The organism is Metapseudomonas otitidis (assembly GCF_900111835.1).
In the GTDB taxonomy this organism is placed as follows: domain Bacteria; phylum Pseudomonadota; class Gammaproteobacteria; order Pseudomonadales; family Pseudomonadaceae; genus Metapseudomonas; species Metapseudomonas otitidis.
Genome location: NZ_FOJP01000010.1, coordinates 74,226 through 95,687, shown reverse-complemented (window position 1 = coordinate 95,687; position 21,462 = coordinate 74,226). Strand labels below are relative to the sequence as shown.

16 protein-coding genes are annotated in these 21,462 nt (G+C 66.7%); 14 read left to right on the top strand and 2 right to left on the bottom strand.

All coding sequences use genetic code 11. The features are described from left to right. Positions 1-299: 299 nt before the first annotated feature. A complete protein-coding gene (locus BM198_RS14325; protein ID WP_074970786.1) occupies positions 300-1,427 on the bottom strand; it encodes a polysaccharide deacetylase family protein in 1,128 nt (375 codons plus the stop codon). Positions 1,428-1,495: 68 nt separating this feature from the next. Further along, positions 1,496-2,680 carry a tetratricopeptide repeat protein gene (locus BM198_RS14320; protein WP_044411744.1) on the bottom strand — a complete coding sequence of 395 codons (1,185 nt, stop codon included), beginning with the start codon at positions 2,678-2,680 and terminating at the stop codon, positions 1,496-1,498. 180 nt (positions 2,681-2,860) lie between these two features. On the opposite strand from BM198_RS14320, the gene yaaA reads away from it, so the two are divergent. The 14 genes from yaaA (at position 2,861) to BM198_RS14250 (ending at position 21,430) form a co-directional block, all read left to right on the top strand. Then, complete coding sequence (gene yaaA, locus BM198_RS14315) at positions 2,861-3,640, top strand: peroxide stress protein YaaA (protein WP_044411746.1); 780 nt, start codon at positions 2,861-2,863, stop codon at positions 3,638-3,640. 739 nt (positions 3,641-4,379) lie between these two features. Further along, complete coding sequence (gene algD / locus BM198_RS14310) at positions 4,380-5,690, top strand: GDP-mannose 6-dehydrogenase (RefSeq protein WP_044411749.1); 1,311 nt, start codon at positions 4,380-4,382, stop codon at positions 5,688-5,690. Between the two features lie 110 nt (positions 5,691-5,800). Further along, on the top strand, positions 5,801-7,282 hold the full coding sequence (alg8, locus tag BM198_RS14305) for a mannuronan synthase (RefSeq protein WP_044411752.1): 1,482 nt from the start codon (positions 5,801-5,803) through the stop codon (positions 7,280-7,282). Between the two features lie 25 nt (positions 7,283-7,307). Further along, entirely contained in the window at positions 7,308-8,474 is a 1,167-nt protein-coding gene (locus BM198_RS14300; RefSeq protein WP_044411755.1) for an alginate biosynthesis protein Alg44, read from the top strand. An 11-nt stretch (positions 8,475-8,485) separates the two neighbouring features. Further along, on the top strand, positions 8,486-9,859 hold the full coding sequence (algK, locus tag BM198_RS14295; protein WP_074970784.1) for an alginate biosynthesis TPR repeat lipoprotein AlgK: 1,374 nt from the start codon (positions 8,486-8,488) through the stop codon (positions 9,857-9,859). A gap of 10 nt (positions 9,860-9,869) precedes the next feature. Further along, positions 9,870-11,321, top strand: coding sequence for an alginate export family protein (locus BM198_RS14290; RefSeq protein ID WP_074970782.1), 1,452 nt, complete (start codon positions 9,870-9,872; stop codon positions 11,319-11,321). Between the two features lie 26 nt (positions 11,322-11,347). Continuing rightward, complete coding sequence (gene algG / locus BM198_RS14285; RefSeq protein ID WP_074970780.1) at positions 11,348-12,907, top strand: mannuronan 5-epimerase AlgG; 1,560 nt, start codon at positions 11,348-11,350, stop codon at positions 12,905-12,907. 13 nt (positions 12,908-12,920) lie between these two features. Continuing rightward, positions 12,921-14,351: an alginate O-acetyltransferase gene (locus tag BM198_RS14280; protein ID WP_044411767.1), complete on the top strand. Its 1,431-nt coding sequence runs from the start codon at positions 12,921-12,923 to the stop codon at positions 14,349-14,351. Positions 14,352-14,365: 14 nt separating this feature from the next. Then, positions 14,366-15,472 carry a mannuronate-specific alginate lyase gene (locus BM198_RS14275; RefSeq protein WP_074970777.1) on the top strand — a complete coding sequence of 369 codons (1,107 nt, stop codon included), beginning with the start codon at positions 14,366-14,368 and terminating at the stop codon, positions 15,470-15,472. A gap of 173 nt (positions 15,473-15,645) precedes the next feature. Next, positions 15,646-17,202, top strand: a complete 1,557-nt coding sequence (locus tag BM198_RS14270) for an MBOAT family O-acyltransferase (RefSeq protein ID WP_074970775.1) — start codon at positions 15,646-15,648, stop codon at positions 17,200-17,202. A 13-nt stretch (positions 17,203-17,215) separates the two neighbouring features. Continuing rightward, entirely contained in the window at positions 17,216-18,349 is a 1,134-nt protein-coding gene (locus BM198_RS14265; protein WP_044411776.1) for an alginate O-acetyltransferase, read from the top strand. Between the two features lie 56 nt (positions 18,350-18,405). After that, on the top strand, positions 18,406-19,050 hold the full coding sequence (locus BM198_RS14260) for an alginate O-acetyltransferase AlgF (RefSeq protein ID WP_074970773.1): 645 nt from the start codon (positions 18,406-18,408) through the stop codon (positions 19,048-19,050). Between the two features lie 283 nt (positions 19,051-19,333). Beyond that, the gene (locus tag BM198_RS14255) at positions 19,334-20,782 is read left to right on the top strand and encodes a mannose-1-phosphate guanylyltransferase/mannose-6-phosphate isomerase (protein ID WP_074970772.1); all 1,449 of its coding nucleotides are present in this window, start codon (positions 19,334-19,336) and stop codon (positions 20,780-20,782) included. A 183-nt stretch (positions 20,783-20,965) separates the two neighbouring features. Then, entirely contained in the window at positions 20,966-21,430 is a 465-nt protein-coding gene (locus tag BM198_RS14250) for a multidrug transporter (protein WP_044411784.1), read from the top strand. Positions 21,431-21,462: the final 32 nt, after the last annotated feature.

Here is a 21,462-nt window from a genome sequence, read left to right as displayed (position 1 = left end):
TCTTGTCGGTCCGGGCGACGGAATGCCGGTACGGCGCTCCGCCGAGGAAGGACTGCCGCCCTGCCTGCCCGGGTCATGCCGGGAGCCAGGGACTCCATGAGGAGGATGAGGGCCTGGGGCCGCCACCCTGTCCTCAGGATTCGGCGGTCTGATTCGTTAATAACCCAAGAGAGATGACAGAAAAAAGAACTTTTTGGTCCGCAAAAACCTTTTTTTATCCCTCGACGAATAACCCTTGGCGCCGGACAGGGGCGCCGCTAAAGTCCGAAGTCCCCCCTGCCCTCGCCGCTCCGCTGCCCTCAGCGGTAGGTGTTGCACGGCATCCAGTCCACCCCCGCCAGGGCCGTCCGGTCCTTCAGCCAGGGCACCGCCGCCAGGGCCTTCGGGTGGATGTCATGGAACAGCACCACGCCCCGGCGCCACAGCAGCATCAGGTTCAGCACCCGCTGCGCCGCTTCGTCGCCGCTGATGCGGGCGTTCCAGTCCTGCGAGTCGATGTTCCACAGCGCCACCGTCAGCCCCTGGGCGGCAAAGAACGCCCCGCTGTCGGCACGACGCTGGCCATAGGGCGGGCGGAACAGCGGCACGGCGTTGTCCGGCAGCGTGCGGGCCACCAGGTCACGCACCCGCACCACCGAGTCCTGCCACTGGTCCCAGCTGCTGTGGGACTTGTGCTCCCAGCCGTGCAGCCCGACGCACTGGCCGGCGTAGAGCTGGCGCATCGCCTCCGGCGAGGACTTGCCCAGGCGGGTCTGGAACCCCTGCCCCAGCACGTAGAAGGTCGCGCTCATGTGCTGCTCGCGCAGCCAGGTGGTGAGGCGATCGCTGAGGCCGTCACGGGGCGTCGGGCCATCGTCGAAGGTGAGCAGGAACTGCCGGTCCTTCAGCTCATCGCCGTTGCGCTCCTGCTCGGAGAACAGGCCGATCTCGCTGCTGATGCGCGGGAACAGCGCCGCCAGGCGCATCTGCTCGTCCAGGTAGCGCAGGTGGAAGCCCCGGCTGGCCTCGGACCAGGCGAAGAACGGCGAATCCGGCGTCACCTCGAAGCGCCGGGCGCGCTCGCGCAGCGCCGCCTCGTCAGCCGCCGGCTCGCAGAACGGCCGCGTGGCGTCACAGCCCTGGCTGGCCAGCCGGTAGTTCTCCGCCAGGCGCGCCCAGAAGCGCTTGCGCACCGTGGCGATGCCGTCCAGGTCCACCGCCTTGAGGCCCAGGCGTTGCTGCCAGGCGGCGGCGTCCAGCCCCTCGCTCTGCAGCAGGGTCTGGGCGAAGACCAGAATCTCGCCCCGGGAGGCGTCATCGAAGGCCGCTGGCGAATCCAGCGCAGCGGGCCAGGTGGAGCGGTCGATCAGGGCGATGCGGCTGGGGCCGGCGGCCTGGGCGAAGGTGGCGCCGAGCAGTGCGGCACCGAAAGCGAGGGTACGGAACATGGCGTTCTCCGTTCACGGCGGCGGAAACGAACGCGCCCCCGAAGGGGCGCGCTGTCAGCAGGGAGGGATCAGTGGCGGTCCTGAACCCGTTGGATCGCCTTGTCGTACACCGGGTTCGCCTTCTGCTCCTTGGCCAGGTGGTAGTGGCGCAGGGCATCGTCGTACTGCTCGGCCGCCTCGTAGATGCGGGCGATGTTGTAGTAGGAGCTGGCGCGCACGGTGGCCGCGTTGGCACCCGTGGCCAGGGCGATGGCCTTGCGGTTGGCCCAGATGGCCTCGGCGGTGCGGTTGGCCTTCTGGTAGGCCAGGCCGAGGTTGCTGTAGGCCTGGCCGTAGTTGGCATCCAGCTCGATGGCCTGGCGGTAGAAGTCGATGGCCAGGTCCAGCTTGCCTTCGTGGTAGGCCGCCTCGCCCTTGCGGTTCAGCGCCTTGGCATCGCCCTGTGCAGCCTGGGAAGCCGCCTGCGCAGCCACGCTGCGGCCCTCGTTGAGCAGCGGCTCGATGTCGCCCAGCACGTAGGCCGCGTCCTTCGCCTGGCTGCCCTCCAGGGTGTTGATGTCCTGGAAGTCACCGGATGCGGTGATGCGGAACACCTTCCACAGGTTGCCGCGCTGCTCCTTGGGCACGTAGTAGGTGCGCACCAGGGACTGGCCGACGTAGACGAACACCTTCGCCTGGCTGCCCGCCAGTGCCTTGGAGGACGGGTTGTCCCGGTTGGTGAAGTCATGCACCGCGTAGACGTAGGTCTCGCCGTAGCGCTTCTTGTGCAGGGTGATGGTCTCCGGGCCGTAGCTGTCGGTGTCGTCCACGTCCAGGTCGGCGTCGGTGCCTTCCTTCTCGGCGAAGTAGATGTGATTGCCCGGGTAGGCGATGTGGGAGTCCAGGTCCTCCGGCTTCTCGCCCCAGCTCAGCACGATGCGCAAGCCGTCCAGGTCCTTCATCACCGGGCTGATGGCATAGGTCATGCCGGTGCACGGGCACTTGGCAACGAGGTTGGAGTAGCCGTCCTTCTTCACGATCACCAGGCTTTCCGGGTCATCGGCGAAGCTGCTGTCCAGGGTCACGCGGCCCTGGGCATCGGTGCGGCCGGTCACGGTCTGGGCACCGTTCTTCTGCAGCAGCACCTCGGCGCCGGCAATCTTCTCGTCCTTCACCACGGCGCTCAGCACCTCGATGGAGACCGGCGCGGCCTGGGCCACCACGGCACCGGAAGCGAACAGCAGGGAAAGTGCGATACGCGAGAGGGTCTTCACAACGACCTCCTTGTCAGTCGGGGAATGGGCGGCCAGGGCCGCAGGGGAGCGCACTATAGCGCAGCCTCCCGGCCCGGTGTGTGACGCGGGGCATGCCCCCTGCCCGCTCAATCGGGGCGATAGGTGGAGCCTGCCCGGGCAAGTCCCTACAATCGCGCCATTGCCGAAGGAGACAAGCCGATGCTGATGGTGATTTCGCCCGCCAAGACCCTGGACTACGAAACCCCACCGGTCACCGACCGCTACACCCAACCCCGCCACCTGGACCACGCCCAGGAGCTGATCCAGCAGCTGCGCACCCTGGCCCCGGCCGACATCGCCGAGCTGATGCACCTGTCCGACAAGCTCGCCGGCCTCAACGCCGCGCGCTACGGCAGCTGGCACCCCGACTTCACCCCGGAGAACGCCAAGCAGGCCCTGCTGGCCTTCAAGGGCGACGTCTACACCGGCCTCGACGCCGAAAGCTTCGCCGAAGCCGACTTCGACTTCGCCCAGCGCCACCTGCGCATGCTCTCCGGCCTCTATGGCCTGCTGCGCCCGCTGGACCTGATGCAGCCCTATCGCCTGGAAATGGGCACCAAGCTGGCCAACGCCCGGGGCAAGGACCTCTACGCCTTCTGGGGCGAGCGCATCAGCACCTGGCTCAACGAAGCCCTGGCCGAACAGGGCGACAACGTCCTGCTCAACCTGGCCTCCAACGAGTACTTCAGCGCCGTGAAGCGCAAGGTGCTGGACGCCCGCATCATCGACACCGAATTCAAGGACCTGAAGAACGGCCAGTACAAGATCATCAGCTTCTACGCCAAGAAGGCCCGCGGCCTGATGGCCCGCTACGTGATCAAGGAGCGCCTCACCGACCCGCAGGGCCTGAAGGACTTCGACTACCAGGGCTACCGCTTCGCCGCCGAAGCCTCCAGCGAGAACAAGCTGGTGTTCCTGCGCGACACCCCGCAGGACTGACCCGCCCCCTCGCCCCTCCTCCCCGGAGGGGCACGTGCCTACCCCCCGCTTATGCCCCCGACCCGATGAAGGGTCTTATAACCATCCCGCCCAACGCACTTCCCACTTCACCGCTTGCCGGCAGATTTTGATATCACCGTGCAATAACGGTAGCGGCCTACCAGCGAATACTTTTCCAACTTCCTCCGCGCCCTCTAGCACGCGCCCTACAGCGCAAACCCGCGCCACGCCTGGCGTTTGAAAGTTTGAACTTTTTCGCAAGTTAGAAGTAAGCAAACTTTGCCATCATTGTGATGCCAAACTTGCCGTTCATCGAAAAAGTGAAACGCCGCAAAATATTGACGAATGGCCGGAACTATCCAAACAGCCCCACACTCATAAACCGCGACACATAATTCTTCATATTTCCGTTTCTTACTGACTATGAAAACTGCCCCCGCTATCGGAGCACTCCGAGGGGGTAGTTATGCGTAACGGAAAGTTCCACTTGAACAAGGAGTGCAACGCCATTTTCGACGAGTGACATAAAAACCAAGGGCCAGAGCCGTTGAGGTGATCAGTCCAGGACTCTCTGGAGCCAGCGTCATTACAGGCTCCGCTTCAGGTACCCGCAGTTTCGGTGCCCGGTATCCGTCATGCCTGCACGCAGTAGAAAGTTGCTGTTTGGTGACAACTGCAGAAACGGCCGTGGCTAATAAGCCACTTATTAACACGTACTAAATGGAATGAGGTGATAGCGATGCGTATCAGCATCTTTGGTTTGGGCTACGTCGGTGCAGTATGTGCCGGTTGCCTGTCCGCTCGTGGTCATGAAGTTGTCGGCGTGGATGTTTCCAGCACCAAGATCGACCTGATCAACAAAGGCAAATCCCCCATCGTCGAACCGGGCCTGGAAGAGCTGCTGCAGCAGGGCCTGAAGACCAACCGCCTGCGCGGCACCACCGACGTCGCCGCCGCCGTACGCGATACCGACATGTCCTTCATCTGCGTCGGCACCCCGAGCAAGAAGAACGGCGACCTGGGCCTGGAATACATCGAAGGCGTCTGCCGCGAGATCGGCTTCGCCCTGCGCGACAAGGCCGAGCGCCACACCGTCGTGGTCCGCAGCACCGTCCTGCCGGGCACCGTGAAGAACGTGGTGATCCCGATCATCGAAGACTGCTCCGGCAAGCAGGCCGGCGTCGACTTCGGCGTCGCGGTGAACCCCGAGTTCCTGCGCGAAAGCACCGCCATCAAGGACTACGACTTCCCGCCCATGACCGTCATCGGCGAGCTGGACAAGACGTCCGGCGACCTGCTGGAAACCCTCTACCGCGAACTGGACGCCCCGATCATCCGCAAGGACATCGAGGTCGCCGAGATGATCAAGTACACCTGCAACGTCTGGCACGCCGCCAAGGTCACCTTCGCCAACGAGATCGGCAACATCGCCAAGGCCGTCGGCGTCGATGGCCGCGAAGTGATGGACGTGGTCTGCCAGGACCACAAGCTCAACCTCTCCAAGTACTACATGCGCCCCGGCTTCGCCTTCGGCGGCTCCTGCCTGCCCAAGGACGTGCGCGCCCTCAGCTACCGCGCCAGCTCCCTGGACGTCGAAGCCCCGCTGATCGGCTCGCTGATGCGCAGCAACTCGGCCCAGGTGCAGAAGGCCTTCGACATCATCGCCGCCCAGGACAAGCGCAAGGTTGCCCTGCTCGGCCTGTCGTTCAAGGCCGGCACCGACGACCTGCGCGAGAGCCCCCTGGTGGAGCTGGCCGAAATGCTCATCGGCAAGGGCTTCGACCTGCGCATCTACGACCGCAACGTCGAATACGCCCGCGTCCACGGCGCCAACAAGGACTACATCGAATCGAAGATCCCCCACGTCTCGTCCCTGCTCGACAGTGACTTCGACGGCGTCGTCGACAACGCCGACGTGATCGTCCTGGGCAACCGCGACGAACTCTTCGCCCCCCTTGCCCAGCGCGCCCCCGAAGGCAAGCACGTGATCGACCTGGTGGGCTTCATGCCCAAGGCCAGCCACGGCAACGCCGAAGGCATCTGCTGGTAACCGCGACCGCTTCAGCGCAACGCGATGACGCACCTTGGGCGAGCGAAACAATGACAAGCAGCGCCCACGCCCGAGGTCCGTCCAGCGTTCACGAAGGAATGGATGAATCAATGGACAAGCTCAAGCGAAGCCTCACCGAGGCAGCCGGCTGGCTGTTCTTCCTGACGGGCCTGATGCTGCTCGCGCTGGCGCTGCCCCGCTCGGTGTTCGATCCCGAGTCCAAGCACTTCCTGCTGCTCATCGGCGTGGTCGGCATCTGGCGCTATTCCATGGGCGCCCTGCACTTCCTGCGCGGCACCCTGTTCCTCTACGTCGTCTACCCCTGGCAGCGCCGCCAGGTGCGCAAGCTCGGCGCAGCGGCCGACCCGTCCCACGTCTACCTGCTGGTCACCAGCTTCCGCATCGACGCCCTGACCACCGCCATGGTCTACCGCTCGGTGATCCAGGAAGCCATCGACTGCGGCTACCCCACCACCGTGGTCTGCTCCATCGTCGAACTCTCCGACGAGCTGCTGATCAAGAACCAGTGGAACCGCCTGGCCCCGCCGGAGCGCGTCAAGCTGGACTTCGTGCGCATCCCCGGCACCGGCAAGCGCGACGGCCTGGCCTACGGCTTCCGCGCCATCTCCCGGCAACTGCCCGACGACGACGCCGTGGTCGCCGTGGTGGACGGCGACACCGTGCTCACCCAGGGCGTGGTGAAGAAGACCGTGCCCTGGTTCAAGTACTTCCCCAACGTCGGCGGCCTCACCACCAACGAGTTCTGCGAGGTCCGCGGCAGCTACCTGATGAGCGAATGGCACAAGCTGCGCTTCGCCCAGCGCCACATCAACATGTGCTCCATGGCGCTCTCCAAGCGCGTGCTGACCATGACCGGGCGCATGTCGGTGTTCCGCGCCAAGGTGGTCACCGACCCCGGCTTCATCGCCGACGTGGAGAGCGACCACCTCGACCACTGGCGCCTGGGTCGCTTCCAGTTCCTCACCGGTGACGACAAGTCCAGCTGGTACAGCCTGATGCGCCTGGGCTACGACACCTTCTACGTGCCGGACGCCGCCATCAACACCGTCGAGCACCCGCCGGAGAAGAGCTTCATCAAGGCCAGCCGCAAGCTGATGTTCCGCTGGTACGGCAACAACCTGCGGCAGAACACCCGCGCCCTGGCCCTCGGCCCGCGTCGCCTCGGCTGGTTCACCACCCTGGTGCTCAGCGACCAGCGCGTGTCCATGTGGACCTGCCTGCTGGGCCTGGCCGTCGCGGTGATCGCCAGCCTCAAGTACAGCATCGCCTACCTCCTGGTGTACCTGCTGTGGATCGGCCTCACCCGCTTCATCCTCACCCTGCTGCTGAGCGTTTCAGGGCACCCCATAGGACCGGCCTACCCGCTGATCCTCTATTACAACCAGATCGTCGGCGCGCTGGTGAAGATCTACGTCTTCTTCCGCCTGGACCAGCAGTCCTGGACGCGCCAGAACACCAAGCTCAACCGGGACCTGGCCAGCTTCACCCGCTGGTTCAACACCTGGTCTTCCCGTGCCATGACCTTCACCGCCACCAGCGTCTTCGTAGCCACGCTGATGGCGTTCGTGTGACCGAACCCGATAGGAAATCCAGACCATGAATACAGCCGTCAACGTCAATGTGGTGCACGAATCCGAAGCCCAGCGCCAGCACGCCCGGGTCAAGCTCCCGGCCAAGGTGCGCTACCTGGTGGGCAAGGAGCGCGTCGAGCACCGCCTGCTCGACCTCTCCGCCGGCGGGTTCGCCTTCCAGGTGGAACCGGGGCAGAAGGTGCAGGTGGGCGACTACCACCAGGGCCGCATGCAGTTCCAGGTGGACAACCTCAGCCTCGGCCTGGACGTCGAGTTCCAGGTGCGCTTCCTCGACCCCCAGCAGGAGCGCGCCGGCTGCCAGTTCCACAACCTCAAGCCGCGTGACATCGCCACCCTGCGCTACCTCATCAGCGCCCACCTCTCGGGCGAAGTGGTCAGCGCCGGCGACATCCTCAACACCCTGCAGCGCGAGAACTTCACCAAGCCGCGCAAGAACGGCAGCGGCGGCGGCATGGGCATGTTCGGCCGCCTGCGCGCCGTCACCTTCAGCGCCGGCCTGTTCCTCGTCGGCCTGGCCGCCTTCGGCTTCATCTTCAAATCGCTCTACGGCCTGTACTTCGTCACCCACGCCGAATCCGGCATGGTCGCCGTGCCCGCCATGCAGGTCACCATGCCCCGCGAAGGCACCGTGCAGAGCCTGATCGGCGGCGAAGGCGCCGTGGTGCAGAAGGGCGCCCCGATCGCCTCCTTCTCCGCCACCATGCTGGAGATGCTCAAGGGCCACCTGACCGACGACCAGCTCGCCCCCGCCAACGTCGAGGAACTGTTCGGCAAGCAGATGAAGGGCACCCTCACCAGCCCCTGCAACTGCAAGGTCGCCCGCCAGCTGGTGGCTGACGGCCAGTTCGCCGGCAAGGGCGACGTGATCTTCGAACTGGTGCCCCAGGACTTCGAAGCCACCGTCAGCGCCCGCTTCCCCTACCGCAACTTCGCCCAGGCCAAGCCCGGCGCCAGCGTCACCTTCCAGGTGGCCGGCGAAGACACCCCGCGCCACGGCAAGATCATCAGCTCCAGCCTGATCGACAGCGGCCTGTCCTCCGACATCCGCGTCGTCATCCAGCCCGACCAGGTACTGGACAGCAAGCTCGCCGGGCAGCCCGTCGAAGTCAGCATCGACCGCGGTCCCTCCTTCGACTGGATGATCAACCGCGCCCTGGCGGCCGGCTTCTGAGGAGGACACCCGTGGCGACCCTTCCCTCCCGCACCCTGCTGCTCGGCGTCGCCGTCGCGCTGGCCGGCTGCGCCGGCCTGCCCGACCAGCGGCTGGCCAGCGAAGCACTCAAGCGCGGCGACACCGCCACCGCCGAGCGCAACTTCCGCCAGCTCGCCGAGCTCGGCTACGTCAACGCCCAGGTCGGCCTCGCCGACCTGCAGGTGGACAGTGGCGACCCGGAGCAGATGCGCCAGGCCGAGCAGACCTACCGCCAGGCCATGGACCAGTCGCCGCGCGCCAAGGCCCGCCTCGGCAAGCTGCTGGCGCGCAAGCCCGACGGCACCCCGGCCGAACGCCAGGAAGCCGCCCAGCTGCTGGAAGACGCCTACAAGGCCGGCGAGCCCAACAGCCTGCTGCCCCTGGTGATGCTCTACCTCACCTTCCCCCAGGACTTCCCCGGCGTGAACGTGCAGCAGCGCATCGCCCAGTGGCGCGCCGACGGCCAGCCCCAGGCCGAGCTGGCGCAGATCCTCTACTACCGGACCCAGGGCACCTACGACCAGCACCTGGCCGAGATCGAGGACATCTGCACCCGCAACCTGCAGCAGGCCGACGCCTGCTACGTCGAACTGGCCACCGTCTACAGCAAGCAGGGCAAGGGCGACGAGCGCCAGGCCCTGGTGGAGCAGGTCATGGCCCGCTACGCCGCCGGCACCCTGCCCGCCCAGCGCGTCGACTCGGTGGCCCAGGTGCTGGCCGACGCCGAGCTGGGCAAGCCTGACGAAGGCAAGTCCCAGGACATGCTCGAACGCATCGCCCCGGCCTACCCGCCGGCCTGGGTCAGCCTCGCCAAGCTGCTCTACGAGTACCCGGGCCTGGGCGACATCGACAAGATGATGGAGTACCTCGACCACGGCCGCGAAGCCGCCCAGCCGCGCGCCGAACTGCTGCTCGGCCGCCTCTACTACGAAGGCAAGCTGGTCCCCCTGGACCCGGTGAAAGCCGAGCGCCACCTGCTCAAGGCCTCTGCCACCGAGCCCACCGCCAACTACCTGCTGGGGCAGATCTACATCCGTGGCTACCTCGGCGACATCGACCCGGACAAGGCCCTGGACTACCTGCTGAGCGCCGCCCGCAACGGCCAGATCAACGCCGACTACGCCCTCGGCCAACTGTTCGCCCAGGGCAAGGGCATCCGCCCCGACCTGGTCAACGCCTACGTCTTCAGCCAACTGGCGCTGCCCAAGAACACCCCGCAGGCCATCGAACTGGCGCAGACCGTGGAACAGCAGCTGAGCCCCGCCGACCGTGCCCGCGCCGAACAGCGCCTGCGCGAGGAACGCCAGTTCCGCGGCGTCGCCCTGCAGGACACCACGCAGATGCAGGCCATGCAGACCCCTTGAAGGAACCGACATGAAATTCAACCTCTGGACGACCGCCAGCCTCGGCCTGGGCCTCACGCTTCTTTCCACCAGCAGCGCCTTCGCCGTGCAGATGAGCGACAAGAACTTCGGCCTCGACATCAAGATCACCGCCCAGTCCGAGGACGACCGCGACCTCGGCACCCAGAAGGGCGGCGACGTCAGCGGCGTGGGTATCGACCTGCGCCCCTGGGTCTACGCCGAACGGGGTGACTGGAGCGCCTTCGCCATGGGCCAGGCGGTCAGCGCCACCGACATCGTCGAGACCGACACCCTGCAATCCAGCGACACCGACGGCGAACAGGGCGCGCGCGACGACGGCCGCCAGCCGGACAAGAGCTACCTCGCCCTGCGCGAATTCTGGGTCGACTACGGCGGCCTCACCGCCTACCCCGGCGAACACCTGCGCTTCGGCCGCCAGCGCGTGCGCAGCGCCGAAGGCACCTGGTGGGACACCAACATCGAAGCCCTGCGCTGGAGCTTCGACACCACCTTGCTGACCGCCCACGTCGGCGTCGCCGAACGCTTCAGCGAATACCGCACCGACCTCGACGAACTGGCCCCCGAAGACAAGGACCGCCAGCACGTCTTCGGCGACATCGCCACCCAGTGGGCACCGGGCCACTGGGTCGGCCTCAAGGTCCACCACAGCCGCGACAACGGCAGCCTGCCCGACGCCGGCGAGGTGGTGGAGCCCCTGGACAAGCGCTACACCGGCGACCTCACCTGGGTCGGCATCGACGCCGACGGCGGCTTCTTCGACCGGCGCTCCACCGCCCCGCTGAACTACTGGGCTCAGGCCACCTGGCTCACCGGCGACACCGACGAACTGACCCAGAGCGTGGTCGGTGACCAGCGCCTCGCCAACGGCTCGCGCAACGTCGACGTCAACGCCTGGGGCGTCGACCTCGGCCTGCGCTGGAACCTCTCCGAGCAATGGAAGGTCGGCGGCGCCTACGCCCGTGGCAGCGGCGGCGGTGACGACGACAGCTCCCGCCAGTTCCGCCAGACCGGCATGGAGAGCAACCGCTCCAACTTCACCGGCACCGAAGCCCGCATGCACCGCTTCGGCGAAGCCTTCCGCGGTGAGCTGAGCAACCTGCAGGTGGCCACCGCCTTCGCCTCCTGGCAGCTGCACGACGACTACGACGCCAGCCTCGTCTACCACCGCTTCTGGCGCGTGGACGACAACCAGGACGTCGGCCAGGCCGGCATCACCGCCCCGCTGGAGGACGGCGAGAAGGACATCGGCCAGGAAGTCGACCTGGTGGTGACCCGCTACTTCCGCCAGGGCCTGCTGCCCGCCGGGATGGCCGAGCACCTGGACGACGCCTCCGCCCTCGTGCGCTTCCGTGGCGGCGTGTTCAAGCCGGGCGATGCCTACGGCAGCGGCACCGACTCGCTCATGCACCGCGCCTTCGTCGACTTCATCTGGCGCTTCTGATGCCAGCGAGCCCAGGGAGAACAGCCATGCCCAACCTCCTCGCAACCCCCCGGCCGCTCAGCGGCCTGGTGCTCGGCGCGCTGCTGGCCAGCGCCCCGTGGGTGCACGCGGCCGAGCCGGCCAAGGGCCTCAAGGAAACCAAGAACTACACCGTCACCAGCGCCCCGGTGGACCAGCTCCACCTGGACCCGCCCGAGCTGCCCGACCTCTCCGGCTACACCCGCCAAGCCATCGAGGCCAAGGTGGACCGCCGCACCGCCGGCAAGGTGGTGGTCCGGCGCATGCTCCAGCAGGACGCCCTGAAGGACTTCATCGGCGGCAACGAGCGCATGCGCGAATGGGTCAGCCGCCAGCGCGGCATGCCCCAGGCGATCTTCATCGAAGGCGGCTTCGTCACCCCGGCCGACCTGGCCAAGGCCCTGCCCGACAGCCAGTTCGCCGAAACCGCACCGGGCGTCTACATCGCCCGCCTGCCGGTAGTGGTGGCCCAGGGCGCCAGCCTGCGTATCGGCGAAGAGATCCGTGACTTCCGCCTGTCCCAGGAGCGCGGCGCGTTCCTGGTCAACGACGGCAAGCTGTTCATCACCGGCACCAGGCTGACGGCCTGGCGCGAGCAGGACGACACCCCGGCCTGGTTCCGCAAGCCCTCGGAGTTCCGCCCGTTCCTGGTCTCCTGGGGCGGCAGCGAGCTGTACATCGCCGACAGCACCGTCACCAGCCTCGGCTACGACAACTCCAAGTCCTACGGCGTCTCCATCACCCAGTACACCCCCGGCATGCACGAGCGCCTCAAGCGCCCGGAACCCACCGGCTGGCTGGTGAACTCGGAGTTCGTCGACCACTGGTACGGCTTCTACTGCTACGAAGCCCGCGACGTGGTCATCAAGGGCAACACCTACCGCGACAACATCGTCTACGGCATCGACCCCCACGACCGTTCCCACGGCCTGGTCATCGCCGAGAACACCGTCCACGGCACCAGGAAGAAGCACGGCATCATCATCTCCCGCGAGGTGGACGACAGCTGGATCATCAACAACAAGACCTACGACAACAAACTGTCGGGCATCGTCATCGACCGCAACTCGGTGAACAACCTGGTGGCCTACAACGAGGTCTACCAGAACCATTCCGACGGCATCACCCTCTACGAGAGCTCCAACAACCTGCTGTGGGGCAACAAGATCGTCGGCAACCAGCGCCACGGCATCCGCCTGCGCAACAGCGTCAACATCCGCCTGTACGAGAACCTGTCCATGGCCAACGGCCTGACCGGCGTCTACGGGCACATCAAGGACCTGTCCAACACCGACCGCGACATCGAGCTGGACCCCTTCGACACCAAGGTCTCGATGATCGTGGTCGGCGGCAAGCTCGCCGGTAACGGCTCCTCGCCCCTGTCCATCGACTCCCCCCTCTCCGTGGAGCTGTACCGCGTGGAAATGCTCGCCCCGAGCAAATCCACCGGCATCAGCTTCGCCGGCGTACTGGGCGAGAAACAGGAGGAAATCCTCGACCTGATGGTGCGCCGCAACAAAGCGGTGCTCATCGACCCCGTCGAAAGCCAGGCCGAACTCCAGGATTGAGGCACACACCACCATGCACAGACACCCCATGAAATGGCTCGCCCCCTCCACCCTCGCCGCTGCCCTGCTGGCCGCGTCCCAGGGGGCCTGGGCCGCGCCCGAGTACAGCGTGCAGCGCACCGGCCCCCTGTGCGCCGTCGCCCAGGACCCGAGCGTGTACAACACCAAGTACCTGAGCTTCTTCACCGCCCTGGTCCAGGGCCGTGGCGACTGGCTGTTCCGCACCCGCTACGACCTGCGCACCGACTTCGGCACCAGCGCCTTCGGCTACAGCGAGTTCAAGCGCCTGCGCGACGCGCTCAAGGCCAAGGGCGTCGAGCTGATGGTGGTCTACCAGCCGACCCGTGGCCTGGTGAACCGCGAGCAGCTCACCGAAGCGGAAAAGGCCCGCTTCGACTACGACCTGGCGAAGAAGAACTACCTCAAGGCCGTGGACGACTTCCGCAAGACCGGCATCTGGGTCACCGACCTCTCGCCGCTGTTCGACGAGAAGGGCGTGGACACCGACTACTACTTCAAGGCCGACCACCACTGGACCCCGGCCGGCGCCAACCGCACCGCCAAACTGGTGGCCGAGACGCTGAAGCAGATGCCCGGCTTCGACGAGATCCCCAAGAAGACCTTCGACAGCAAGGTCGTCGGCCTGCTGCCCAAGGCCGGCACCCTGCACAAGACCGCCGGCCAGCTCTGCGGCACCACCTACGCCACCCAGTACGTCGACCGCTACGAGACCGAAGCCTCGGGCGACGGCGCCGCCGGCGATGCCCTGTTCGGCGACGAATCCAACCCGCAGATCGTCCTGGTGGGCACCAGCAACAGCGGCCCGGCCTACAACTTCGCCGGCTTCCTGCAGCAGCACAGCGGCGCCGAGGTGCTCAACATGGCGGTCAGCGGCGGCGGCTTCGACAGCGCCCTGCTGCAGTACATGAGCAGCCCGGAATTCCACGAGCACCCGCCCAAGATCATCATCTGGGAGTTCGCCACCCACTACGACATGGCGCAGAAGAGCTTCTACCGCCAGGCCCTGCCGCTGGTGAACAACGGCTGCGAGGGCCAGCCGGCGGTGATGCACCGCAAGGTGCGCATGAAGCCCGGCGCCAACGAAGTCTTCGTCAACGGCCAGAACCAGCCGATCAAGGACATCCGTGGCGGCGACTACCAGGTGGACCTGACCTTCAGCGACCCGACCGTTCACGAGTCCAAGGCCACCGTCTGGTACCTCAACGGCCGCCGCGAGAACTTCAAGATCGAACAGAGCGACCGCGTCGACACCGGCGGCCGCTACGCCTTCGAACTGCGCAACGACCCCGACTGGCGGGACCTCAACGTCCTCGCCCTGGAAATCCACAGCCCCGAAGAGATGCCTGAGAACCTCAGCGTCGACGTGACCCTGTGCAAGCGCCCAGGCCACTCGGGTGAACACCTCGCGGCCAAGGCCGAGTGAGGAAGGAGGTCATCATGAAACCCCGACTCCGGTTGCTCGCCCCCTGCCTGTTCAGCGGCGCCCTGCTCGGCCCGCTCGCCCACGCCGGCGACCTGGTCCCGCCCTCGGGCTACTACGCCCCGGTGGAGGTCGACGAGCACAAGGCCGACAGCTGCGAAGCCCCGCCGCCGCCCTACACCGGCAAGCTGGAGTTCCGCAGCAAGTACGAGGGCTCCAACCAGGCCCGCGCCACCCTCAACCCCACGGCGGAACGGGCCTTCCGCGACAGCACCGCCGACATCACCCGCATGGAGCGCGGGGTCAACAAGATGGTCATGGCGTACATGCGCGATGGCCAGCGCGCGCAACTGGAGTGCGCCCTGCAGTGGATGGGCAGCTGGGCTCAGGCCAACGCCCTGCAGAGCACCGAGTACAACCACACCGGCAAGTCCATCCGCAAATGGGCCCTGGGCAGCCTGTCCTCGGCCTACCTGCGGCTGAAGTTCTCCAACTCCCACCCGCTGGCCGGCTACACCCAGCAGAGCCAGCAGATCGAGTCCTGGTTCTCGCGCCTGGCCGACCAGACGGTGCACGACTGGAGCGGCCTGCCGCTGAAGAAGATCAACAACCACTCCTACTGGGCCGCCTGGTCGGTGATGGCCACTGCCGTCGCCACCAACCGCCGAGACCTCTTCGACTGGTCCGTCGCCCAGTTCCGCGTCGCCGCCAGCCAGGTGGACAAGGACGGCTTCCTGCCCAACGAACTCAAGCGCGAGCAGCGTGCCCTGGCCTACCACAACTACAGCCTGCCGCCGCTGGCCATGATCGCCGCCTTCGCCCAGGCCAACGGCGTGGACCTGCGCAACGAGAACGACGGCGCCCTGCGCCGTCTCGGCGAAAAGGTCATCGCCGGGGTGGATGACCAGGAACCCTTCGACGACAGGACCGGCAAGGACCAGGACATGGAGGACCTGGAGAAGCGCGCCAAGTTCGCCTGGCTCGAACCCTGGTGCGCCCTCTACGGCTGCAAGCCCGAGACCCTGCGCTGGAAGGACTCCATGGCCCCCTACAAGACCTTCCGCCTGGGGGGCGACATCACCCAGGTGTTCCACCCGAAGAAGGAGGGCGGCAGCGGCAGCTGATCCGGTGCCCTCCCCCACCGGGGGAGCCACCTGACGCAACGAACCGACCGCGCAGCAGACGCGGCGGCGCAAGGATTTGAACGCCACACCCTGGGGAGGGAATGGCGGGTCGCACACCGGGCTGGAACGTCCGGCGGCGGCCCAGAAAGTTACGTACAAGTGGAGAGACTCGGATGGTCTTTTCTTCAAACGTGTTCCTGTTCCTGTTCCTGCCGATCTTCCTCGGCTTGTACTACCTGGTCGGGACACGCTATCGAAACCTGCTCCTGCTCATCGCCAGCTACGTGTTCTACGCCTGGTGGCGGATCGACTTCCTGGCTCTGTTCGCCGCCGTCACGGTGTTCAACTACTGGATCGGCCTGCGCATCGGCGCCGCCGGGGTGCGCACCAAGCCCGCGCAGCGCTGGCTGCTGCTCGGCGTCGCGGTGGACCTGTGCGTGCTGGGCTACTTCAAGTACGCCAACTTCGGCGTGGAGACCTTCAACGCGATCTTCACCCAGTTCGGCATGGAGCCCTTCGTCATCACCCACATCCTGTTGCCGATCGGGATCTCGTTCTACATCTTCGAGTCCATCAGCTACATCATCGACGTGTACCGGGGCGACACCCCAGCCACCCGCAACCTGGTGGACTTCGCCGCCTTCGTGGCGATCTTCCCGCACCTGATCGCCGGCCCCGTGCTGCGCTTCCGCGACCTGGTGGACCAGTTCAACCACCGCACCCACACCGTCGACAAGTTCGCCGAGGGCTGCACCCGGTTCATGCAGGGCTTCATCAAGAAGGTCTTCATCGCCGACAGCATCGCGCCCATCGCCGACCACTGCTTCGCCCTCTCCGACCCCACCACGGGCGACGCCTGGCTCGGCGCGCTGGCCTACACCGCGCAGCTGTACTTCGACTTCTCCGGCTACAGCGACATGGCCATCGGCCTCGGCCTGATGATGGGCTTCCGCTTCATGGAGAACTTCAACCAGCCCTACATCAGCCAGTCCATCACCGAGTTCTGGCGGCGCTGGCACATCAGCCTCTCCACCTGGCTGCGGGACTACCTGTACATCAGCCTGGGCGGCAACCGCGGCACCACCTTCCAGACCTACCGCAACCTGTTCCTCACCATGCTGCTGGGCGGCCTGTGGCACGGCGCCAACTTCACCTACATCATCTGGGGCGCCTGGCACGGCGCCTGGCTGGCCATCGAGCGCGCCCTGGGCGTGGACGCCGCGCCGAAGGTGATCAACCCGCTGCGCTGGGCCTTCACCTTCCTGCTGGTGGTGATCGGCTGGGTGATCTTCCGCGCCGAGAACCTCGACGTCGCCTGGCGCATGTACGCCGCCATGTTCAGCTTCGGTGACTGGGGCCTCTCCGAACTCAACCGCGCCCAGCTCACCAGCCTGCAGATCGCCACCCTGGTGCTGGCCTACGTGGTGCTGGCCTGGTTCGGCATCCGCCAGTTCCACGCCAAGCCGCTGACCGGCGCGCCCAAGGCCCGTGCCGACGAACACGTCGACGCCAACGGCCCGGCCACCGCCCAGCCGCGCAGCCCGCAGGCCGCTGCCGACGACCCGGCCGCCATCGCCTACTCCCCCAGCGGCGCTCTGGTCTGGCAACAGACCTGGATGACCCAGCTGCCGGTGCTGGCCACCCGGGTCGCCCTGCTGCTGCTGTTCGCCGCGTCGATCCTGAAGCTCTCGGCGCAGAGCTTCTCCCCCTTCCTCTACTTCCAGTTCTGAAGGGAGCGCACACATGAGCAGAACTGCAAACACCCTCTACATCGTCGCCTTCGCCGGCATGCTGCTGGCCCTGAGCCTGTGGTCCATGCGCGGCATCGTCGGCTTCAGCGTCGCCAAGGAAACCACCGTGCTCAACGGCAAGCTGGCCCACGCCTTCGAGAAGCACTACGACGATGAATTCCCCATCAAGCAGATCGGCACCAACCTCTGGGCCCTGGTGGACTACGGCCTGTTCGGCGAAGGCCGCCAGGGCGTGGTGATCGGCCAGGACGGCTGGCTGTTCTCCGACGAGGAGTTCGACCCGGTGGCCGAAGGCGAGCGCCACCTGCAGGAGAACCTGGCGCTGATCCAGGGCGTGCGCGACGAGCTGGACAGCCGGGGCATCAAGCTGGTGCTGGCCATCGTCCCGTCCAAGTCGCGGATCTACCCCGAGCACGTCGGCGAGGCCCGCCCCACCGCCCTGCGCCAGGACCTCTACGCCCACTTCCGTGGCGCCGTGCGCAAGGCCGGGATCATCGCCCCGGACCTGCTCGGCCCGCTGGAACAGGCCAAGAACAACGGCCAGGTGTTCCTGCGCACCGACACCCACTGGACGCCCCAGGGCGCCGAAGTGGTGGCCCAGCGCCTGGGCCAGGTGGTGCGCGAGCGCGTCAGCCTCTCCGGCAGCGACCAGGCCTTCGTCACCGAAGCGGTGAAGAACGAGGACTACAAGGGCGACCTGACCCGCTTCCTGCCGCTCGACCCGCTGTTCGCCGACCTGATGCCCGCCCCGGACACCCTGCAGAAGCGCGAGACCCGCGCCGCAGGCGAGGAGGAATCCGGCGACCTGTTCGGTGACAGCAGCGTGCCGGTGGCCCTGGTGGGCACCAGCTACAGCGCCAACCCCAACTGGAACTTCGCCGGCGCCCTGCGCCAGTCCCTGCAGCGCGACCTGGTGAACCACGCCGAGGACGGCCACGGCCCGATCCTGCCGATGCTCAAGTACCTCAAGAGCGACGAGCTGAAGGACGCCGCCCCCGAGCTGGTGATCTGGGAATTCCCCGAGCGCTACCTGCCCATGCCCAACGACCTGAGCGAGTTCGACCCGCAGTGGATCGCCCAGCTGCGCAAGGGCGCCCCCGGCGAGCGCGTCGCCGCCACCCATTAACGAACGGGCCTTCGGGTCCCAAGCGCCATGCGCATTGCACCAAAGGAGGAAACACCATGAACCGACAGAAGCAACGCACCTGGACGTCGTACGCCTGCGCCCTGGCCCTGGGCGTCAGCGCCTTCTCCGCCCTGGCCGATGAAGGCGGCCTCTACGGCCCGCAGGCGCCGAAGGGTTCGGCCTTCGTCCGCGCCTACAACGCCGGTGCCAGCGAACTGGACGTCAGCGTCGGCAACACCGCCCTGAACGACGTCGCCCCGCTGGGCTCCAGCGACTTCAAGTTCCTGCCGGCCGGCAACTACAACGCCCAGGTGGGCAGCGCCAGCGTCCCAGTGAAACTGGAGTCCGACCGCTACTACACCCTGGTCAGCCAGCCGGGCGCCGAGCCCAAGCTGGTGGAAGAGCCGGCCTTCAAGAACAAGCAGAAGGCCCTGCTGCGGGTGCAGAACCTCTCCGGCGCCAAGCTCACCCTGAAGACCGCCGACGGCAAGACCGCCGTGGTCGAGGACGTGGCCGCCCAGGGCCGTGGCGAGCGCGAGATCAACCCGGTGAAGGTCAACCTCGCCCTGTTCGACGGCACCCGCAAGGTCAGTGACCTCAAGCCGGTCTCGCTGCAGCGCGGCGAAGTCGTCTGCCTCTACATCACCGGCAGCGGCGGCAAGCTCTCCCCGGTCTGGGTCAAGCGCCCCGCCGAGTCCTGATCCGCCCCGCCCGGGGCCCAGGCCCCGGGCCACGCTTCGTACCCGCCGCACGAGACAGTGGGACTACAAGACAGAGGTTTGAACATGCCCAAGGCCTAGCGAGCTAGAGGGATGCAAGGCGAAAGCTTGCGAGGACGCGCAGTTTACGAGCTGTAAATGAGCATTCCGAGTGAGCTTTCAACGCAGCAGACCCGACGCGCAGCAGGTCTTGGGCATGTTCTCAGTGATCGATGTGATGAGCAGCAACTACTCACAAACAGACAAGCTTCTTAGGAGAAACACCATGATCCCTGTAATCCTTTCTGGCGGTAGCGGCTCCCGGCTCTGGCCCCTTTCGCGCAAGCAGTACCCCAAGCAGTTCCTCGCCCTGACCGGTGAGAAGACCCTGTTCCAGCAGACCCTGCAGCGCCTGGCCTTCGACGGCATGCAGCCGCCGGTGCTGGTGGCCAACAAGGACCACCGCTTCATCGTCCAGGAGCAGCTCGACAGCATCGGCGTCACCCCGCAGGCCATGCTGCTCGAACCCTTCGGCCGCAACACCGCGCCCGCCGTCGCCATCGCCGCCATGCAGCTGCTGGCCGAGGGCCGCGACGAGCTGATGCTGGTGATGCCCGCCGACCACGTGCTGGAAGACCAGCGCGCCTTCCAGCAGGCCCTGGCCCTGGCCACCATCGCCGCCGAGAAGGGCGAGATGGTGCTGTTCGGTGTGCCGGCCCTGCGCCCCGAGACCGGCTACGGCTACATCCGTGGCCAGGCCAGCGGCGAGCTGCCCGAGGGCATCAGCCGGGTCGCCCAGTTCGTCGAGAAACCCGACGCCGAGCGCGCCCAGCAGTACGTCGAGGCCGGTGACTACTTCTGGAACAGCGGCATGTTCCTGTTCCGCGCCAGCCGCTTCCTCGACGAGCTCAAGCACCACGACGTGGACATCTACGACACCTGCCTGCTGGCCCTGGAACGCAGCCAGCGCGAAGGCACCACCGTCACCATCGACGCCGCCACCTTCGCCTGCTGCCCGGACAACTCCATCGACTACGCGGTGATGGAGAAGACCGCCCGCGCCTGCGTGGTGCCGCTCTCCGCCGGCTGGAACGACGTCGGCAGCTGGAGCTCCATCTGGGAAGTCCACGACAAGGACCCCCAGGGCAACGTCACCAAGGGCGACGTGGTGGTGCACGACAGCCGCAACTGCCTGGTGCACGGCAACGGCAAGCTGGTGTCGGTGATCGGCCTGGACGACATCGTCGTGGTCGAGACCAAGGACGCCATGATGATCGCCCACCGCGACCGCGTGCAGGACGTCAAGAAGCTGGTCAACGACCTCGACGCCCAGGGCCGCGCGGAAACCCAGAACCACTGCGCCGTGTACCGCCCCTGGGGCTCGTACGACTCGGTGGACATGGGCGGCCGCTTCCAGGTCAAGCACATCACCGTCAAGCCCGGCGCCCAGCTCTCGCTGCAGATGCACCACCACCGCGCCGAGCACTGGATCGTCGTCTCCGGCACCGCCGAGGTGACCTGTGACGACAAGACCTTCCTGCTCACCGAAAACCAGTCGACCTACATCCCCATGACGTCGGTGCACCGCCTGACCAACCCCGGCAAGATCCCCCTGGAGATCATCGAGGTGCAGTCCGGCAGCTACCTGGGCGAGGACGACATCGAACGCCTGGAGGACGTCTACGGCCGCAGTGACAGCGGCGTGCGCGTCAGCCAGGTGTCCACCGCGCGCTGAGGGGCCACGCCCCGGAGCCTCCCTCCCCCATCGGGAGGCTCCCGGCGCCTGTGCCAGCGGGTGCCGCCGCGCGCACCGCCTCACGGGGCCCGGGCCAGGAACGGCCAACGGCCCCGTGCCTTTTACCCCTGCCTGATCACGGATTGCGCTAGCATTGCAGCCTTTCCGTCATGGGCCCTCCTCATGCTCCTCGGCGCCATCCTCCTCTTCGCCTGGCTGATCCTGGTCATCCGCCACCCGACCAAGGCGCTGCCCATCTCCCTGGCTGCGGTGCTGGTCATCGGGCTCATGGCCGCCTGGGTGCTGTGGGAAGAGCGCCTGGTGAACGAACAGCTGGCCCGCCTCGACGTCCGCCTCGCCTACCAGCCCGACCAGTGCCCCGCCGACCGCCCGCTGAAGATCAGCGTGCACAACGGCAGCAGCACCACCCTGCTGGACCTCGCCTGGATCGTGCAGGCCTACCGCCCGGGCGACGACCTCAACCTCGCCGAATCCCCCTACGAGGCCGAGCGCAGCCTCGGCCCGCCGCGCCTGCAGGCCGGTGCCGACTGGCAGGACTGCCTGCCGCTGCCGCCGCTGCGCCGTGGCTATCGAGCCGACACGCTGGAGTTCCGCGCCGAACGATTGCATGGCAGATTCGCCGACTGATCGACTTCCACCACAACAAGACCAACAAGGAA

Excerpts from the sequence above, each read along its gene's own strand:
- BM198_RS14325 (WP_074970786.1), bottom strand. The coding sequence starts at position 1,427 with ATGTTCCGTACCCTCGCTTTCGGTGCCGCACTGCTCGGCGCCACCTTC.
- yaaA (WP_044411746.1), top strand. The coding sequence starts at position 2,861 with ATGCTGATGGTGATTTCGCCCGCCAAGACCCTGGACTACGAAACCCCA.
- algD (WP_044411749.1), top strand. The coding sequence starts at position 4,380 with ATGCGTATCAGCATCTTTGGTTTGGGCTACGTCGGTGCAGTATGTGCC.
- alg8 (WP_044411752.1), top strand. The coding sequence starts at position 5,801 with ATGGACAAGCTCAAGCGAAGCCTCACCGAGGCAGCCGGCTGGCTGTTC.
- BM198_RS14300 (WP_044411755.1), top strand. The coding sequence starts at position 7,308 with ATGAATACAGCCGTCAACGTCAATGTGGTGCACGAATCCGAAGCCCAG.
- BM198_RS14290 (WP_074970782.1), top strand. The coding sequence starts at position 9,870 with ATGAAATTCAACCTCTGGACGACCGCCAGCCTCGGCCTGGGCCTCACG.
- algG (WP_074970780.1), top strand. The coding sequence starts at position 11,348 with ATGCCCAACCTCCTCGCAACCCCCCGGCCGCTCAGCGGCCTGGTGCTC.
- BM198_RS14280 (WP_044411767.1), top strand. The coding sequence starts at position 12,921 with ATGCACAGACACCCCATGAAATGGCTCGCCCCCTCCACCCTCGCCGCT.
- BM198_RS14275 (WP_074970777.1), top strand. The coding sequence starts at position 14,366 with ATGAAACCCCGACTCCGGTTGCTCGCCCCCTGCCTGTTCAGCGGCGCC.
- BM198_RS14270 (WP_074970775.1), top strand. The coding sequence starts at position 15,646 with ATGGTCTTTTCTTCAAACGTGTTCCTGTTCCTGTTCCTGCCGATCTTC.
- BM198_RS14265 (WP_044411776.1), top strand. The coding sequence starts at position 17,216 with ATGAGCAGAACTGCAAACACCCTCTACATCGTCGCCTTCGCCGGCATG.
- BM198_RS14260 (WP_074970773.1), top strand. The coding sequence starts at position 18,406 with ATGAACCGACAGAAGCAACGCACCTGGACGTCGTACGCCTGCGCCCTG.
- BM198_RS14255 (WP_074970772.1), top strand. The coding sequence starts at position 19,334 with ATGATCCCTGTAATCCTTTCTGGCGGTAGCGGCTCCCGGCTCTGGCCC.
- BM198_RS14250 (WP_044411784.1), top strand. The coding sequence starts at position 20,966 with ATGCTCCTCGGCGCCATCCTCCTCTTCGCCTGGCTGATCCTGGTCATC.